The 17,171-nt window shown below is 45.2% G+C and carries 18 protein-coding genes; 8 read left to right on the top strand and 10 right to left on the bottom strand.

Annotated features, from left to right (window positions below; all coding sequences use genetic code 11):
* Positions 1-145: 145 nt before the first annotated feature.
* Both CJA_RS06050 and CJA_RS06045 read right to left on the bottom strand, forming a co-directional pair.
* Positions 146-1,831: a type IV secretory system conjugative DNA transfer family protein gene (locus tag CJA_RS06050; protein ID WP_012486877.1), complete on the bottom strand. Its 1,686-nt coding sequence runs from the start codon at positions 1,829-1,831 to the stop codon at positions 146-148.
* Positions 1,832-1,846: 15 nt separating this feature from the next.
* The gene (locus CJA_RS06045; RefSeq protein ID WP_012486876.1) at positions 1,847-2,143 is read right to left on the bottom strand and encodes a hypothetical protein; all 297 of its coding nucleotides are present in this window, start codon (positions 2,141-2,143) and stop codon (positions 1,847-1,849) included.
* Positions 2,144-2,300: 157 nt separating this feature from the next.
* Here CJA_RS06045 and CJA_RS06040 point away from each other — a divergent pair, with 157 nt between their 5' ends.
* From CJA_RS06040 to CJA_RS06025, 4 genes are all read left to right on the top strand, one after another.
* Positions 2,301-2,861 (top strand): hypothetical protein, encoded by a 561-nt coding sequence (locus tag CJA_RS06040; protein ID WP_041551189.1) that lies wholly within the window; start codon positions 2,301-2,303, stop codon positions 2,859-2,861.
* Positions 2,862-2,950: 89 nt separating this feature from the next.
* Entirely contained in the window at positions 2,951-3,667 is a 717-nt protein-coding gene (locus CJA_RS06035; RefSeq protein WP_012486874.1) for a helix-turn-helix transcriptional regulator, read from the top strand.
* A gap of 150 nt (positions 3,668-3,817) precedes the next feature.
* Positions 3,818-5,389, top strand: coding sequence for a hypothetical protein (locus CJA_RS06030; protein ID WP_148208811.1), 1,572 nt, complete (start codon positions 3,818-3,820; stop codon positions 5,387-5,389).
* A gap of 35 nt (positions 5,390-5,424) precedes the next feature.
* Positions 5,425-5,742 carry a hypothetical protein gene (locus tag CJA_RS06025; protein ID WP_041551185.1) on the top strand — a complete coding sequence of 106 codons (318 nt, stop codon included), beginning with the start codon at positions 5,425-5,427 and terminating at the stop codon, positions 5,740-5,742.
* Positions 5,743-5,775: 33 nt separating this feature from the next.
* Here CJA_RS06025 and CJA_RS06020 read toward each other — a convergent pair whose 3' ends face one another.
* Entirely contained in the window at positions 5,776-6,366 is a 591-nt protein-coding gene (locus CJA_RS06020) for a recombinase family protein (RefSeq protein ID WP_012486871.1), read from the bottom strand.
* A 325-nt stretch (positions 6,367-6,691) separates the two neighbouring features.
* Between CJA_RS06020 and CJA_RS18595 the strand changes: the two genes are divergently transcribed.
* The 3 genes from CJA_RS18595 to CJA_RS18580 all read left to right on the top strand — a co-directional run bounded on the left by CJA_RS18595 (position 6,692) and on the right by CJA_RS18580 (position 8,927).
* Positions 6,692-7,075, top strand: coding sequence for a hypothetical protein (locus CJA_RS18595; protein WP_012486870.1), 384 nt, complete (start codon positions 6,692-6,694; stop codon positions 7,073-7,075).
* A 224-nt stretch (positions 7,076-7,299) separates the two neighbouring features.
* Positions 7,300-8,298: an Lcl C-terminal domain-containing protein gene (locus CJA_RS18585; RefSeq protein WP_083766834.1), complete on the top strand. Its 999-nt coding sequence runs from the start codon at positions 7,300-7,302 to the stop codon at positions 8,296-8,298.
* A gap of 59 nt (positions 8,299-8,357) precedes the next feature.
* The gene (locus tag CJA_RS18580; protein WP_012486868.1) at positions 8,358-8,927 is read left to right on the top strand and encodes an Lcl C-terminal domain-containing protein; all 570 of its coding nucleotides are present in this window, start codon (positions 8,358-8,360) and stop codon (positions 8,925-8,927) included.
* A 218-nt stretch (positions 8,928-9,145) separates the two neighbouring features.
* Here CJA_RS18580 and CJA_RS06000 read toward each other — a convergent pair whose 3' ends face one another.
* The 6 genes from CJA_RS06000 to CJA_RS05975 all read right to left on the bottom strand — a co-directional run bounded on the left by CJA_RS06000 (position 9,146) and on the right by CJA_RS05975 (position 14,317).
* Positions 9,146-9,484, bottom strand: a complete 339-nt coding sequence (locus CJA_RS06000; protein WP_012486867.1) for a hypothetical protein — start codon at positions 9,482-9,484, stop codon at positions 9,146-9,148.
* 9 nt (positions 9,485-9,493) lie between these two features.
* Positions 9,494-10,072 (bottom strand): hypothetical protein, encoded by a 579-nt coding sequence (locus tag CJA_RS19585; RefSeq protein WP_202944181.1) that lies wholly within the window; start codon positions 10,070-10,072, stop codon positions 9,494-9,496.
* A 292-nt stretch (positions 10,073-10,364) separates the two neighbouring features.
* Positions 10,365-10,715, bottom strand: coding sequence for a hypothetical protein (locus tag CJA_RS05990; RefSeq protein ID WP_041551183.1), 351 nt, complete (start codon positions 10,713-10,715; stop codon positions 10,365-10,367).
* An 11-nt stretch (positions 10,716-10,726) separates the two neighbouring features.
* Complete coding sequence (locus CJA_RS19580) at positions 10,727-11,359, bottom strand: hypothetical protein (protein WP_049765409.1); 633 nt, start codon at positions 11,357-11,359, stop codon at positions 10,727-10,729.
* Positions 11,360-11,407: 48 nt separating this feature from the next.
* Positions 11,408-13,111: a hypothetical protein gene (locus CJA_RS05980; protein ID WP_041551181.1), complete on the bottom strand. Its 1,704-nt coding sequence runs from the start codon at positions 13,109-13,111 to the stop codon at positions 11,408-11,410.
* Positions 13,112-13,123: 12 nt separating this feature from the next.
* Complete coding sequence (locus tag CJA_RS05975; RefSeq protein WP_012486865.1) at positions 13,124-14,317, bottom strand: tetratricopeptide repeat protein; 1,194 nt, start codon at positions 14,315-14,317, stop codon at positions 13,124-13,126.
* A 633-nt stretch (positions 14,318-14,950) separates the two neighbouring features.
* Between CJA_RS05975 and CJA_RS05970 the strand changes: the two genes are divergently transcribed.
* Positions 14,951-15,463, top strand: coding sequence for an antirestriction protein ArdA (locus CJA_RS05970; protein WP_041551179.1), 513 nt, complete (start codon positions 14,951-14,953; stop codon positions 15,461-15,463).
* Positions 15,464-15,583: 120 nt separating this feature from the next.
* On the opposite strand, the gene CJA_RS05965 is transcribed toward CJA_RS05970, so the two are convergent.
* On the bottom strand, positions 15,584-17,167 hold the full coding sequence (locus CJA_RS05965; RefSeq protein ID WP_012486862.1) for an LA2681 family HEPN domain-containing protein: 1,584 nt from the start codon (positions 17,165-17,167) through the stop codon (positions 15,584-15,586).
* Positions 17,168-17,171: the final 4 nt, after the last annotated feature.

Below are 17,171 nucleotides of genomic sequence, written 5' to 3'. Positions count from 1 at the left end.
AAGTTGAAGTGGGCCGTGGGTATAGACATAATTTATTTTGCGATGCAATGAAAAATCCCTCACGAACATCATCGTGTTCACGCGGCACTGCATTTCAAAAACTTGTCGCATACCACTGCGTTCAATCCGTCATTCGAGAGTCCGATTACCATGGACCCGGCACGATAAAATCTTTCCATTTCCTCCGTTTGTGTGGCGGTTTGTTGTTCGCTGGACGATAGCCTTTGATGAACGACCAGTTGCCGGATTCGTATTGCGGATAATGCGCGAATTCTGCCGGAACCCGTTCAGTGATAACGGGCCTGCGCTTCGCCCCTGCTTCTGTCATGACCTGTACGGAATCCACCGGGGGATGATAGGGGTTGGGCATAAACGCCCCGGCCATATCCGGGTTGGTGAAATACCGCACCTTGTCGGCATGGATCGGCATGAGGTTTTTGCCGCTGATAAAAATCACTTGCTTGTCTTCCGGCATGTTCAGGACTTCATCCGGGGTCATAAGCAGGCGGGCCTGCTTGACCCGGTGAATAGCGGCTTGCGCCTGATAGCTGTAATTCATGCCAGCAGCAAAGGGATCACCACCGGAAAACAATTCACTGATAATCTGGGCTTGCGCGACCTGCGCCCGCATCTGATCCAGTTCCTGGTCGTATTCCAGCGTCTGGCTGCCCAGCATGGCCGACACCATCCGGGCGGTATCCAGATCCCGCACCCCGAAGAATTGCCGCATTTGGGATGACCCGATAAAACCGGAGAGCGCATCGCGGCCATAGTTGCGGCTGATCTGGCCGATATCCTGCCAGATACTCCACACCCGAATACCCATGCCACGCCCATAGGTGTAACCCCGGAGCAGGGATTCAAACCGCCCCAGCGTGGCGGCTTCATCCACCAGAAACAGCACACGCGGCGCGGACGGATTGCGCTGCTTGTACAGCATGGCCGCGCCGATAATCGCCCGCAGCATGGGCGCAAGCTGGTGGATATATTCCGCCGGGATCATCAAATACACATTGCAATCCCGCTGGCACAACACCTCTAGCGAAAAGTCCGATCCGCTCAAGGTGTCGCGGATGGTCGGGTCATTCAAAAACCCCAGATACTTGAACAGCTCCCCCATAATCGCACTGTATTCCTTGGGGACTTTCTTGCGCTTGTTCTGGATTTCTGTGGCGGTGCGCCGCACGTCCATCGACGGCGAAGCCGCCATCCGGTCGTATAGGACAGGCCAAGCGTCCGGGTCTTCCACCGCGTTCACCATGTCGTAGAGTGCTAGCAAGGTGACTGTGCCGAAGGTCACGGCATAGTCCTGCGCCAAGGCTTCGCACCATTGCCGCCCCCTGATCTCGAAATACTCGGCATTGGAACTGCCGGACAGGGGGATCAGGTCATTGACCAGCAGGGTTAAATCCGCGTGAAAGGTTGGTGAAGCCGGGTCTATCAAATCCCACGGGTTCAGTCTGTGCTGCGGCAGGCCATGCAGTCCAAAGGGATTGATGCAATAGGCCGCCTTGCCAAATCGCACCTGATTGTGAACAGAGATTGCCGCCAATTCCCCGCGCGGGTCATTGACCAGCAAGCGCGGCGGCGCAAGCCAGCCATAGTTTTCATGCTGGATACCGCACAGGCTATAGGCCAGCAAATCCCGCAGTTTTCCCGATCCTGCCCCGCCGATGGTAATCATGGGGGCATCCCCGTCCAGCATCAGCAGCTTGCCGTCCATATACCCCAGCACGGGGCCGGGGTTATCAAACAGGCCGCATTCATACGCCTCATGCCACGTTGCCCAGTCCGCCGATCCGAACCGATAATCTTCATAGAAGTCTTTCATGATCGCCTCCTGCGCCTATGGCCGTTTTGACAGACGGCGGGCGGCGAAGGCCGCGACCAGAAAGGTCACCGTGAAATTGAACACCAGACTGACAGAGGCAAAAGCGATATAGGCCGAAGACAGGCCAATCACCACAAACATGATGCCGGATGCTTCATGCCCCCACAGGGCAATCACATGATCCATCACAAAGGAATTGCTGCCCCACCGGAAAAAGATTGGGGTCAGGAGGACGGCGGCAATCACGCCAAGCGCATTGCCAAGGCCGTAAATAATACTGGCAAGTCCACGGGATTGGGGTTGTTGGTACATGGGAAACCTCCAAAGGGTCATTTCTTAAGGAGGTTCTTACTCTATAGCGATAACAGAAGTTTGCAGCAAGTTCAGGAGGGCAATGTAAAGCAGTTTGGCCCCACACCCGCCAAACGGCCTGCTACCATAAAGACAAATTCATCATCTCCGGTACGGTATGGCAAACCCCTATATCCACAACTCCACCCTCACCGAAACACAGGTGCAGGACATCTTGCGCTGCTATGCGGGCTTTGTATCGCCCAAGGAAACTGCCGCCCAAACGGGCGTTTCCCGCCAGACCACCAGCAGCCTGTATTTGAAATTCAGCCATCGATTGCATGAATTACGCAACTGGACGCGCTCAACGCAAGAACGAGACAATCCCAACATCGACACATGGCTTGACCGGGCGGAAATCGCCGAAGCCTACGAACATTACCTCAACGGAGCCTCCATCGAGGAATACCGCACCACCCGCGCAGGAAAGATGCTGGCCCCAGATCAATACGGCCCTTACCTTGTCGGGCAGGAATTAAAAGCAAGCTGGGGCAAAATATCAGAGAAGGCGTTCTTGTTTCACTATGCGCTGATTAAACGCACGGCGGAGTATCGAATTGATTGGATGTTTTTGTTTGGCACGGATGATATTTGTTCGCCCAATGTGGCGAAGTCAGCGGCCAATCAGGTCTATAACAATCTTGAGAAAAGTTTGCGGGCGAGGCCGTCGGGGCGATAGAGAAGTGAAATATAAATAAATATTACATTTCTCTATATCTTCGATGTGAAAACAATCTAGTAGTCATCAATGATGATGAGGATGTTTATATGAATATGGAAGATTATATTTGTGAAACTAATAACTCTAAAAACATTCAATCTCTTTTTAACCTCTTCGAAAAATATATGTCTGATATAGGTTTTGATCGTGTGATTTTAGGTTTAATGACAGATCATCCTAGGCTAAAAAAAGAAGCAGAGCACGGATTTTTAAAAAATTATCCAGCGGATTGGGTAGAACGCTATTTTGATCAGAAATATGTTCATATAGATCCTGTGAGACATAAAGCCTATGACGCGATAGGTGCGTACACATGGGATGAGTTAAAGGCATCAATGCAGCTATCGAACAAGCAAATACAGATGTTCAATGAAGCGGAAGATGCTCGCTTATTCAATGGCGTTGGCGTTTCCATGCGAGGCCCTGGAGGAGCTATTGCAGCTGTTGGTGCGGCATGTAGTGTAAAGAATGGGAATTTAAATAAGGATATTTTAGATGCAGCTAATCTCATGTCTGTTCAGTTTTATACTTGTTATTGGCGGCTAATGGAGAAAAAAGTTACGCTGGTTCATTTGACCGCAAAAGAGCAGGAAATATTAACGTGGTCAGCAGCGGGATATACAAAATCACAGATAGCGCACAAATTGTGTATTTCTGTACACACAGTGGATTTTCATGTACGAAACTGCCTTGCAAAATTGGAAGCACAGAACATTACGCATGCTGTAAGTCGCGCTCTCAATCTCTCTCTAATTCATATGTGATAAAAATTTTTTCCATTACCTACGAAATCACGTAGGTAATTAAGCCAGAAGACTATTTTACAATATTCTCTGTTTTATATAGTGATGACTCTGCCTTTACAAATGCAGAGTCATATTAATTTTATGAAACCATAACTCAGAGAAATTAATATGACCAAGCAAATTGTGAACTTTGAACGCCGTCGGATTTCTCAGGCAATCGCTGCAACACTAGCATTGCCCTCAGCCTTTTTTCTTTCATCTTGCGGAGGTAATGGACAGTCAAAAAATACTACGCCAAATACTTCTTCATCCAGTAATAATTTATCTAGCCATTCATCCTCCAATGGAAGCTCATCTTCCAGCGATATTTCTGAGGCAGAGCATGCGATTATATTTCCAGAGGGAGACAATGGACGATTGATTTTTTTCTCCGATATTGAAGGACGGAGCAGTCGATATTATGGAGCCTTAGATAGTGGCGGGCACATTTCCGAAGTAACTCGCGTTGAATATGAAGATGTCAATGATCCCAGCATGAGATTTATATTGACATTGGAATCAGATGAGGATGAGTTATTTCTTGCTCTTGCAGATGGCAGTAAATTTCATGTTGGAAAGAGTGAAGACGACTACTTTTTTACAATTAGCTCTCCTGATTCGTCTGAAATTTATTCGAGCACGTTAAAAACTCTTGAGGAGCAGCAACCACCAACTTCCAACCTCAAGAAAAAAACAAGCGGCATCAGGGGAGATAAAAAATCTTACATTTTAACAAGATCAAAAATCGTTACCGGCAATAAAGAAATTAAGAAACCAAATTTATTTCTATCGAAAAACACTTCAGCGCCATCAGCACAGCAGATATTATTGAAAGTTTCCAATCACTGCGGAGTGGTTAATAGTGGTTTAGTTCACGCCACTGTTAAACCGGATTCGAAATTTGTAACCAATACCCTCGGCGGAAAATTATTTTCAAAACCACCCATTTCGTTAGAGCTTCTTTACAATCAGGATAAAGAAGGTTTTTGGGGGGAAGTCCCCTTGTCTGATTTAAATACAGATTTAGAAATTTTAAAGGCAGGTAGTGCATCTGTTGTTATAGGTGAAGTCATAGATTTTTTTATAACCAAAGGAGCCTCAATTGCAGCATCTTCCATAATTTTTCTTCTTCCCCAAGCGTCTCTTCCAACATTGTTATTGCTCAATCTTCCGAAAATAAAAAACGCTATAGACCTTGCAAAAAAGGTAGAGAAATTTTCTGACGGGTTTTCTACTGGATGGGAAATAGGCGACAATGCACTAGAGGCAACTGCATCTGAAGGTGAAATATTTCCTGTAACAATAGATGTGGTTTATATAGGCCAAGGGGTCAATGAAAAATCATCTAAATATGTCCTTCATCCCGGCAATGAAGTGGCTACATTTCTAATATCAGACTCAGAAAATAAAGATCCTAAAATAATAAATATATCCCTGTCACCACCAAACCCAAGTGAAGGACAAAGTTACATTGTTTCTTTTGGCGTTGACTGCACATCTGCTCCGGAGTATATGGTTAGCATATCCGTCTCTGGCACAGACAATTATACTGACTCCATTACCTATCCAGTCGATCCTTCGTCAGAATATGACTTGTTTGTTCCGGGAGCATTATCTGGAATTCGAGACACTATTATAATTTCTCTAAAAAAAGATGGTGTTGAAGTAAGTCGCCAAACCGCTTCATTAGTCTTTAGATAAATTTATGAATGGAGGGAATATTGCCAGAAAACTCTATGTTGATAGCTCCTTATGTCTTAGCTTTATTTGGCACAGCATTTTATGCCCATAAAAAAGGCATTAAGCTTATGATTATATGCTCATTTTTGGTGACTATTGTTTTGTGGCTGTATCTTGCTTTTGTTTATTATTTTCACTATCAAAAAAATTTCTCTCTCAATGAGGGTATTTATGCCCTCATTGCCTCGATAGCGGGCTATTGGATTCTTATAGCAGTTTTTTGGTCAAACGAACTGCAGGCTACAATATTACAAAAAACCGTAGATAAAATCGGAAAGCGGATTGAAAAGCTAAAAGACCATAAAAACAAATAGCTTTATGGTCTAGATTATTATGTGCTCTCTTAATTAGGTAACAAACATATTTTTATTTTTAATGATTTCATCCGGATGCTTTTTCATTACCCGCCACAGAGTCGTTTTTCCAATATTTAACTGTGCCGCAATGTCGGCGCGACTCTGTTTTCCTGATGCGCATAGTTGCCGTGCTATATCAATCTGAACTGCATCAATCGCGGGCGGGCGGCCAATCCGCTTGCCCCGGTTCCGGGCGGCTTGCAATCCGGCCTTGGTGCGTTCAGAAATCAACACCCCCTCAAACTCTGCAATCGCCCCAATAATGTGGAATAGCAGCTTTCCCGACGCGGTTTCCGTGTCGATGCCGTCAGTGATGCACCGAAACCCGATCTGCCGGGCTTTCAGCTCTTGCAGGATGTCGATCAAATGTTTCAGCGACCGCCCCAGCCGATCCAGCTTCCACACCACCAGCACGTCACCCGCCCGAAGCTGCCCCAGCAGCCGGGTCAGCTCCGGGCGCGATCCGGCTTTACCGGTCATTTTCTCCATGAATACCTTGTCGCAACCGTCCTTGCGCAGCAGGTCGGCTTGTAAATCCAGATTCTGGTCGTCTGTGGAGACGCGGGCATAACCAATCTTCATCGCAAAGACTGCTCTTTAATGGTCGGGGGAATAGAGGCGGAAAAGACGTGCAGGAGGCGGGCGTTCCGAAAAGGAACCTTTTTGGATTATAGTCAAATCATCTCTCATTGCAACACGAAAGCGGTAGAAAAGCTGGGCCGCCCTTCCGCAAAAAACCTTGTTCCAAAAAGGTTCCCTTTTGAAATCATCTTGCGATTTCTGTGAACCTATTCTCGACATTCCGTGATCCACACGCGCCGCATTTTTCCTGAAAAAGTGCCGAGGTACACGCACGCTTATCAGGGAGCAAAAGCGGCCTTCACAATCTATTGAAGGAGCTTTACTTATGTCCGCCGCAATACAAATCCAGCCCATGCAATGGGGAGATATTCCCTATATGGGGAGTGAGGAATTGGACGTCTTTACCGAAAAGGATGCTGCCTGCTTCAAAGAGATTCGCGATGTGCTCATCAAGCACAATGCCTTGGATCGCTTCGGCATGTGTCTTATTCACAAGCATTTTGAAATGGCCGAGGACGAAGAACTCACTGAACTGACAGATGCGGAGGGGCGAAAACTTACCATTGTCCCGCGCAAGAAAAGTGAAATTGATCCCGCCTCAACCACCCCGACAAACTGGCGTTTCACTGCATCGAGTGAGCAGCCGATGGTCGGCTGCACTTGTGCCAGAAACAGTGGTGGCCATTTGGGGTGTCACCGGGGAACCTAAAAATTTTTTTAAAACTTCACTGCATCAAAAACTGACGAACAGCGGTAACGAGTTTTATCTCGCAACAGTACCGTTTTCGATATGACGCTTCCTGCTCAATCGGCAGCCTGAATAAATAAGGAGGAATCCACATGCCCGACATAGCCAATTGCCCCGTTTAACCGGGGCCACATCCGCACATTCTAAAAAATATTTTCAGGCACGTTTTTTATTCAGGAGCATCCATGATGATTTCCCGTTCCGTTTTATTGCTTTTTGTTTTTGGTCTGGTCGCGTGTGGTGGAAGTGGAGGCGGCGGTAATAGCCAGCCATCATCCAGCGCGGCCAGTTCTGTCGCCGTTTCATCCAGCGTTTCTTCTGTAGAGGAAAGCTCCAGCTCTGCATCCAGTGAGCCATCCAGTTCCAGCAGCAGTTCATCATCTATCCAGCCCGTAACCGCCACACACCCGCTGAATGACACAGGCATCACCGGGTGCGTAGCCATAGAGGGTGGCGGCGACAACACATATATCCCTTGCCCGGTGGCAAGCTTCCCCGGACAGGATGGTGAGCATGGCCGCGATGCAGCCACCCTCACCAAAACAGGCGGCGGGGTTGCTGGCTTTGATTTCACAAAGCTGGATGCAGACGGCCAGCCATTGAGCGCAGATGCGACCGAATGGCATTGTGTCCGTGACAATCACACAGGGCTGATATGGGAGGTAAAAACCCATGACGGCGGCTTGCGCGATCAATCCCATACCTATTCCTGGTTCAATCCGGACAATTCCACCAATGGCGGGGACGCAGGCATTCAGGATACAGGCTGGTGCGCTGGTTCCGCCTGTGACACCCATGCCTATACCTTGGCCGTGAACGCGGCGGGCTTGTGCGGGGCCAATGACTGGCGGCTTCCAACGGTCGAAGAGCTATTGTCGATTGCCCACAATGGCCGCACATCACCCGCGATAGATACGGATTATTTTCCAATGGAGGATGGCAGCACACCACGGGTCTGGACATCAACTCCCGCACTTGGCCCTACCACGTTTTTAACGATCTGGAATCCGCACACAACCGAATGCGAAAACGATACGACCGGGATCAACATTGCCTATGCGGTCAGTTTCTACAATGGCGGTATAGAGCGATTTCCAAAAAGCGGGGGACATTGCGTCAATAACGAACCGGAATACCAAGAGTCAAGCGGTGGCATCTATCTCGTTCGCAATGCAACGGAATAGCACAATTATTTTCAATCAAAAAAAATTTTCAGATTTCATTTTAGGAATGAGGTGTTGCCATGATTTTTTATAAAAAATTCTCACTGTTTTTCCTGTGCCTGCTGCTGGCCGTAACCCAAAACGCCGCCGCAGAGTGCAGCAACGCCATAGCGCCCACCGCGCCCGGCGATGATTTTATTGTGCATGATGACGGCACAGTGACCCACAAAAGAACCGGGCTAATGTGGATGCGTTGTGCGGCTGGGCAAATATGGGATAACGGAACTTGCACCGGAACGCTGGAAGGCTATATCTGGCAAGAAGCCCTGCAAGCCGCAGAAGCCCATGACTTTGCCGGGTACAGCGATTGGCGGTTGCCCAATAAAAACGAACTGGCCTCTCTGGTCGAACGCCAATGCTATAACCCCGCACTTAATACGGCCATATTCCCGCTGGTTCCCGTGGATGAATACATGCCGTTCCTGTCATCCTCACCCATGCCATCCCTGTACGGGATAAACGGGCTGTTTGGGGTTTGGGTGGTGGATTTTATTGATGGTGCGGTTTACGCCAATCCCCATGATGGAAGTTGGGATGAAGGGGTGACAACAACCCCGGCGTTTGCACGGTTTGTGCGAGATGTTCAGTAGTCATCACAGCTAATGAGTGTGAATGCCATTTCAAAAAATGGCATTCACCATTTTTCTCCTAAAAATTAACACAGGCGTTGGAATAATCCATCACGCAGGGATTTATCTATGGCGTTCATTGAGAAAGCGATTGGCTACATTATTACTTTTTGATGAGCTATTTACAGCGCACCGATTCGAGGGCCTTTTAAAGCCGAATTGTTTTCGTAAAAAGCTATTCAAGAGCCATCAAGAAACTCACAAGCCACTGTCCTGACCAAATCCCACTCTTGGTCAAAAAAAACTTTCTCGGCATCGTTAAGGTAATCAACGGATTTTGCATACCGGCTCATTATATCTTTAAGCTTAAATCCGATAGATCGTTGATTTTCAGTAATTTCAATATCTAATGAATGAAGAAAATCATCGTAAGCATAATCATCGAAAAGTTCGCAGTAAAGCTCCTCCGGAGATGAGATTTTTTCTCCACTGCCAAACCACGCATCTTTTTGATATAATTCGTCAGAAATTTTTCGAATAACGTTAAAAATGTTATTTTTCCAAAGCTCTTTGTCCACTGCCTATCCTCAAAATTTAAAGCTCTCCAAGGGAATATGGGCTTCAATACTATCTCCCGCAACAACCCTACCATTTCTATCATAAAATTTTCCATCTATTTGTCTTTTAACATACGGTTTTCTTTGTGCAATATTCGGACTATTTGGATTTCCTGGCATTATGCGCACTCTGTCATGTTTGTTTTTGGGATTTATATATTGAATACCGCCACCTTTATCTGATGCTTTTACTATCCAGCTCAGAGGAATTCCGGCGGGCCTTTTTATTTCATTAACTTTTTTTGTGGCTAGCTTGACTCTAAGAGCCTCTAGTCTAGGCGATGATTCTTTTTTTAATCTTGTGACTGTATTTTTGTTTTTAATGGTATATTTCGGCTTTAATTTAATGCCAGAAACCCCACCTTTCTTTATCACCTCTTTCTTGATAGTTTTTTGGGTAGGCTTTGCTTTTGGAATGTCTTTTTTTACTGGTGGCGGTTTATTATAACTGTTCGCGTATGCTTCCGACGGCATCAAGACTGATGCAGTCGGGATAAGGGCGGCAAAAAAAATTGCCGCCATTGCTAAAGCCGTCAACTTCTTGAACATTAGTTGCTCCTCCCTGCATCACAAAAAGTTGGCAATGATTTTTTCAAAGTCAGGATTTCTGGCACACGACATCCTTCATATCCTCAAAACCTTCTGGAACAACACACGCTTCCACCTTCACTTTATTGCTATGCGACAGCAGTGCATCTGCGACGAATTTCAAATTTGATGGATAATTGCTACTATTTATTTGATGCACAGGCACGCCAAGCAAATCGAGTGAGAACGGATGCCCATGCTTGGCCAACTATTGAGAATGACGAAAAAGGTCAAAAGGGATATGAAGAGGGCTTTAATCATCTGAGCAATCCAGAGAGGTTATAAGAGCTTTACAAGAATCAGCAGTAATCTCCCCCTCCAGCACTGGGTTTGCGAGGCAATATATTACATTCGCAATTTCTTCATGCTTTTTCTCTTCAAACTCTAAATCTTCACGACATTCAATTAAATTTGCCCAGCCTTCGAGTTCTTGAACCGAATATTTTCCAGCAAGAAACCGCTTCAATACCTCCTGAACTTGTGATGCCATAACAGTCAAGAGCTGGCCTTCATAATCCCAATCAAACTTTGACAAGCTAGCAGATAACACACTTACAGGCTTATTGAATGCAACTAAATCTTTTAATGCGTCAAATCGATTCATACCATAACCTCCTACGGATATGTCCCACCGTTAAGTTTGTCCTTAACGTGAACAATATTTCCTTGTGGATCATACGTTGTTTTTGTGGCTCGAATCGTTTGGCCGTTGACGTCTATCTGTTTTTCGTAAACGGCTTTTGAGCCAGGAACCCTTCCGGGTGAAGTCGCCTGAACAGCTACACCATCATTAGGCAATTTGTGCAGTTCGACACTGTCTTTTGAATTTGAAGGTATCTTTTTTTCAAACCGCTTTATATTCACTGCTTGCTCTGCGGTAGGAGTTATCCCCTTTGTAACATTTACATTCTGCGTGACCGACTTTTCTCTAAGAAGATCTAGCCGAATGGCTGGTTCTTTTTTCAGATTTATGGCTGTATTTTTGTTTTTAATGATATCGTTCGACTTTAATTTAGTTCCTTTTTTTGAAGAATTCTTTAATTTAATGCCAGAAACCCCACCTTTTTTTACAGCATCTTTCTTGATGGTTTTTTGGGCAGGCTTTGTTTTTGGAATGTCTTTTTTGATCGGTGGCGGTTTATTATAGTTGTTGGCATATGCTTCTGATGGCATTAAGACTGACGCAGCCGGGATAAAGGCGGCAAACAAAAATGCCGCCATTGCTAAAGTCGTCAACTTCTTGAGCATTGATTACTCCTCCCTGCATTACAAAAAGTTAACGATGATTTTTCAAAGTCAGGATTTCTGGCACACGACATCTTTCATATCCTCAAAGCCTTCAGGAACGACACACGCCGCCACTTTTACTTTATTGCTATGCGATATCAGTGCATCTGCAACAAATTTCAAATTTGATGGATAGTTGCTGCCATTGATTTGATCCACAGGTACACCAAGCAGATCGAGTGATATTTGATTCAGCGCAGAAACCCCATCACCACCGCCGGGGATTTCCTGCTCTAGCCATAAAGAAAAATGTCCCGAAGACTTCAACAAAGATTCATTCAGGGAGGATGTGAAGTGATTTAAAAGCCGTTTTTGATCGTCTGGATGTAAATATTCTTGATGAGAATCGTAATAACGTTCCTTATCTGAACGATACGAGCGAAGCCCCTGTAGACTTATATCCACGCCCGGATAGGATGAGATAATATTGTCTGTCAGTGTTTTTGAAAGCGGGGCCTTCTTGATATCAAATTGATCGGCTACATATTTCATACCGCTGTCCGGCAGTGAAGACTTTAATGAGTTTTCTATTTCATCCTGCTTTTCTTTTAATGCTTTTAAGCCGTCCAGTGTAGGTTGATAATTAGACCAAGGGATTTCATCAAGTGTCACATTAACAAGCGATTTATATTGCTTGCTGTATAGTTCGTCGAGGTGAATCGACACGCTTTTTAACTCGCTTTCTGAAAGATATGCAAACCAGCCTGATTTTGATTGGCTTTCTTGGAGCGCGCCTGCCAGAATTTTTAATTTTTCAGGGCTGTTATTTTTCGTTTCTATTTGTCTTATAAGGTCGTTTTTATATGCACGGGCATCGCGGATGGATGTGGCGATATACATGTTTCGGTACCAGTCAGGGTTTACGCGAAAGCTGTTATTGCTTGTCTTCCTGATTTTAGGGCCACTATTGCCAATCGTATATGGAGTGAATCCTGCCGGTACATTTCTGAAATGATTGTTGTATTGATTAATTAATGCCGCATGTGTGGCATCAGGTGATTGGCTGAACAGGCGGGAACAGTTCCTGCTGGCTGTTGCGTATGCTCTTGAATCAATGTCTGTAAATTCATCGTATGCAAATCCCAGAACATTACGCATTTTTTCTGCATCCGCAAAAGCGGATGATACAGCCCCATCCGGGGTATTTATGACTGTGGTATCTATGTGCCACTGCATTAAAGAGACGCATTCCTGCGATGTGAGCGGCCTTGTTTGGAATATGTTGCGAACATCGGCAACTCTGGTTAGCGCATCGGCGCGATTGGCTATAATACCGGCAGGATTGCGCTGCGTATCAATTGTGGTTTTCCATGCTTTGAACGCAGAGCATTGCGCTGATCCTTGAGCGGTTCCTGTGATTTCATTCCTTTTATCGTTAACTCTTAATGTAAAATCAAACGGCCCAAACTGGCCAGCACCGGGAATGAACCCGGCGGATTTTAAGGCCAGTTCGTTCGAGCTTTTATTGTAATTCCCCGCTGTGTTCAGCATGCCAACGTTGTGCGTATTTATCATGACTTCAAATAATGCTTCCGCTTTTTGGGGCGATGGTGTTTTTAAAGAAAAGAACCCTCTGTACTCTATCTGGCCACACATCATTTTGAATCGCCATGCACCGGAAATATCAGCCGATGCAAAAGCTTTTTCCGAAGCGACAAGCGGAACGTAAAAAATAATCAGAAAAAATGCTAAAAAAATACGATTGGCATTCATTAAATTGATCCCTTAATTTATTAAACAAGCGGTTATTGCGTTGTCGAGGCCGGGATATTTTTTAATTGTTTTTTTAAAGTTACCGCCTTGATCATAATTTTGTGCGAGCCAATTTATATCCCCTTCATCAACATTATTTTTGAGGAATTGGTTGGTAAAACATGTGCAGATACGCTTCGCGTTCGTGACATTTCCGCCTTTTTCAGCGGCACTTTTCTGGCATTCATGATTTAATTTGGGAAGCCCCGAAAAGTGCTTTGGAGGCTGCTTCGTGGCATAGGATTCAAGGTTTTCGTAGAGACGTATAAACACCGGATTTTCGCAGCCATATGTCCGTGCTAAAAGAACGCCGTCACGATTTGCGGCGGCCTCTAATTCCGCAATATCCATTCCAGCCTTCATTAACTCGCTGCCTCCATCCTGAGCGATGCTTGCAAATATTTTAAGGGTTAGAGCAAGCCCGCTTTCCGCCCTCTCTTCCATGCTTCCATCTAACCCAACCCCCAAATACTCTAACTGGTTAGTCCCCAGTGATCTTACGATCCGTGGGTGAGCATAGGATGAGCATGACTCATCATGGTAATTGAAGGGTTCAGAGAAATAGCTATTCAATGAAACCAAGTATTTGGATATGAAAAACTGGTTTGATTGAAGAAGCGAGTCAAAATCGCCATCGTAAAGCGCCTTAAGAATGGGGCCATTCGTAAACTTAGATGCATCGAAACCGTCTGCCTCCTGATCGGTATCATGAAGCCCTTGCTTCGCATAAATTGCAGGCTCAAATCCACTTTTAATGGCTATGTCGTAATAGGATTCTGCGGTTTCAAGATCGGCTTCACCCAGTAATCCTGATTGATAAATATCAGCAAGATAAGCAAAGGCTGGCCCGTAATCAGATTCTGCGGCGGTGGTGAGGCTTTCTATTGCCTCTTCATATTGTTCATTTTTGAGAAGAACGCGTCCTAGCTGGAAATGAAATCTGGGGGTATCTGGATAATCTGCAACGGCGTCACGGCAGGATTTTATGCTGGGGCCGGGGACAATTTCTTCTTCCTCGACTCCCTTTGCCCAACGCCCAGGATCATTTGGATGCGCAGCGAATTCATCGCAGGGATGAACGGCTTGAAATCCACCTTGGGATGAATTTTCTTTGCTGCAACTCGAAACAAATAAAGATAAAAGCACAAGGGCGAGCTTCCAGTTCATGAAGACTCCTTTTTCGAATTATCGAATATTGTTTTAATGAGGAATTGTGAGATGAATCACATCAAGGCTAGCAGCATCGTTTTTATTTTCAAATGCGCGCCATATCTGAGAGGCGAAATTTTTAGCGATTGCAGTGATAAAAAACTCACCCAAATTTTTGAAGGTTATTATTTTTAAATTATTTATTCCAAAACATGGATAAATAAGGCGCCAAACCACACCAATAAGATGAATGAGATGTCACGAAATTACAAAAGTCTTGGTCATGTATAAAAGTGATTCTAAAATCGAATTTAGAAGAATAAAAAAGCATTAAAAAGCTATCTTCTATAAAAATTTGTATCGGCAAATCCGTCTGCTATGCAGCCGGAACAGGCTCTATGCGCGAAGCGCACCGGGCCAACCGCTTCGCTCTGTCCCGGCCATGCGGTAACGATCCTTTTCGCAAAGAGCAGGGGTTCTTTCCCCCTCAAAATCAAGAAAAATAGACGGTTTCCACCCGGTCGCTTCGCTGGGCGGAGCCTCCGCGATTTTTCTGGATTTTTTCACCACCGCCTTAGTCGCCCTAGTCGGCAGAGGTTCATGCGCAACGCAAAGCGCAGAACCTCAAAAGCCGATGAAAGGAAAAAGACTATGACCGCCGCAATCAATATCTATGTCGCTGACCTTGCCGCCTATAACGCCGGATACCTTCACGGGGTCTGGATTGATGCCACGCTGGACGTTGAAGACATTCAGGAACAGATTAATACCATGCTGGCCGCGTCCCCCGTTGAGGCCGCCGAAGAATACGCCATACATGATTACGAGGGGTTCGAGGGTTACGACCTCGGCGAATATGCGGGTATTAAATCCGCCCATGAAATCGCCTGTTTTATAGAAGAATATCCAGACTTCGGCAGCGCGTTATTGGGGCATTTTGGCAATCTGGATGAAGCCCGCCAAGCGGCGGAGGATTGCTATTGCGGCTGTTATACCTCACTGGCCGACTACGCCCAGGAACTGACCGAGGAAACAACCACAATCCCCGAAAGCCTGAAATTCTATATCGATTATGAATCCATGGCCCGCGACATGGACTATAGCGGGAATGTGTTCACCCTCGAAACCGGGCACGAGCAAGTCCATGTATTCTGGAGCTGCTAGTCTGGCTCCAGATAGCAGAAAGCACCGGGCCACCCCGGTGCTTTTCGTTTCTGTGCGCCCCTGTCCGGTGGACACCCGCGCAGCCCCACCCGTGAGGCGGGGCAATGCCCCGCCTTGTAACTAATCTTTGCTGCTTATTGGGTTCGGAAAATAAAAAGCACCATCCTCTTTTCCATGACGGCCTTTTTCGCGCACACAAAATACAAAAGAAAATATCGCCGATCTCGTTATTTGCAGAAGATGCTCAAGATGTGAGACGAAATCGTCCTCACTAATCATGATGATTTTGTCCTTAAGATTGTACGAGCCGTATAAATCGGCTGGCGTTGCTGACTGATGAATCACAAGAAATTTGTGCTCCAAGTCATTCCTCCATTGCTTGAAGAAAGCTAACTCGCCATCTTTTCGCTCATTTAAATCCGTAGCTAAGCTATATAAGGCCAGAAGACCCGGTGTTTTTATTTCTTCAAATTTTTCACGTCTATCTTCTCTATCTAACTGCCAAAAGCTTTGGAAGTATACGTTGCCGTTAGGAGGGTGTACGTCGTACAGGTCGCAGATTGCCGCAGCAATTTTATCCAAAATACCAAAACAAAGCCTGAAAGCTGTGCGCAGCTTTTCTATGTCTATGCCTAGCAGCTCATCATTAAAAAGCTCTGAGTAGCATGATTCATGGTGGCTTTCTGCGTCCACTTTATCGTGCAGATACTCATAATAAAATCTTCTTGCTAAAGAAAATTCTGACTTTAGACGATTAAGAACCATTTCCATCGCCGGAATGAAATCACCATAGACACCTGATGGCGTAGGTATTACGAGATTGTCACGCGCACTGCCAACACATCCGCAATATAACCCGTGTTCTGACAGTGACAATTTTTCTGTTAAAACAAACCTTCTAAAATGAGAAAGACTATCAAACTCTTTCCGGGTTTCGTGCTCCTCTGAATCGCGGGATGTTATATCTATACCAGCGTCTTCATGAGCTTGAGTAATTTTCTGTTCGTGATAATCAATGTATTGTCTGTATAAATCTATCCATGGAGGCGGGACTCTTTTTGATGAAATTATCTTCTCATATCCCGCTTTAACTTCATGCATCATCTGAAATGTATAAGACCCAGAAATCTGATTGAGCATCATAAGAGTTTCGGATCGATTGATCCAAGACTGAGGGATATCAAGGTCAAGGCTATTTATATGATCATAAAAATAAAGGGACTCTGTTATACGAAACTGTCGTTTTAGTATATTTGCCAAATTAACTAGGACTTGAGGGGGGATAAAGTCCGATTGCTTTTTATGTGACTTTAGCGATCGCCAAAGGAGCGATTTTATTTCTATCAAATGCTCAATGGTTTTAAACGTGTTGTTGAAAGGGTTTTTATCAGTTATTAGGTTAACTTTGGCATTGCTTAAGTTGTAATAATAATCCCCGTCGCCTGAAATTCTCATAAAGGTATCTTTATTTTCCTCCATGATTTTCAAGCCAAATTTTGCAGCTTCTTGATTAGGCTGCATTGCGCCGAGATCAACGAGAATTGCCGAGATATTTAAGAGGAAATGCGCCTGTATATTTTTGTTTTCAAGATTTTCTGCTTTTTTGAGAGTTTTCTTAGCTTTGATGAAGCATTTTTCAAACTCTCCTTCGTCTATCAAGCGACTTAGCTTAGATATTTCTTTATTTATTTGACTGGCCTGCACATTG

The sequence above is a fragment of the Cellvibrio japonicus Ueda107 genome, from assembly GCF_000019225.1.
GTDB classification, from domain to species: Bacteria; Pseudomonadota; Gammaproteobacteria; order Pseudomonadales; family Cellvibrionaceae; genus Cellvibrio; species Cellvibrio japonicus.
This window is presented reverse-complemented; position numbering and strand designations above follow the sequence as displayed.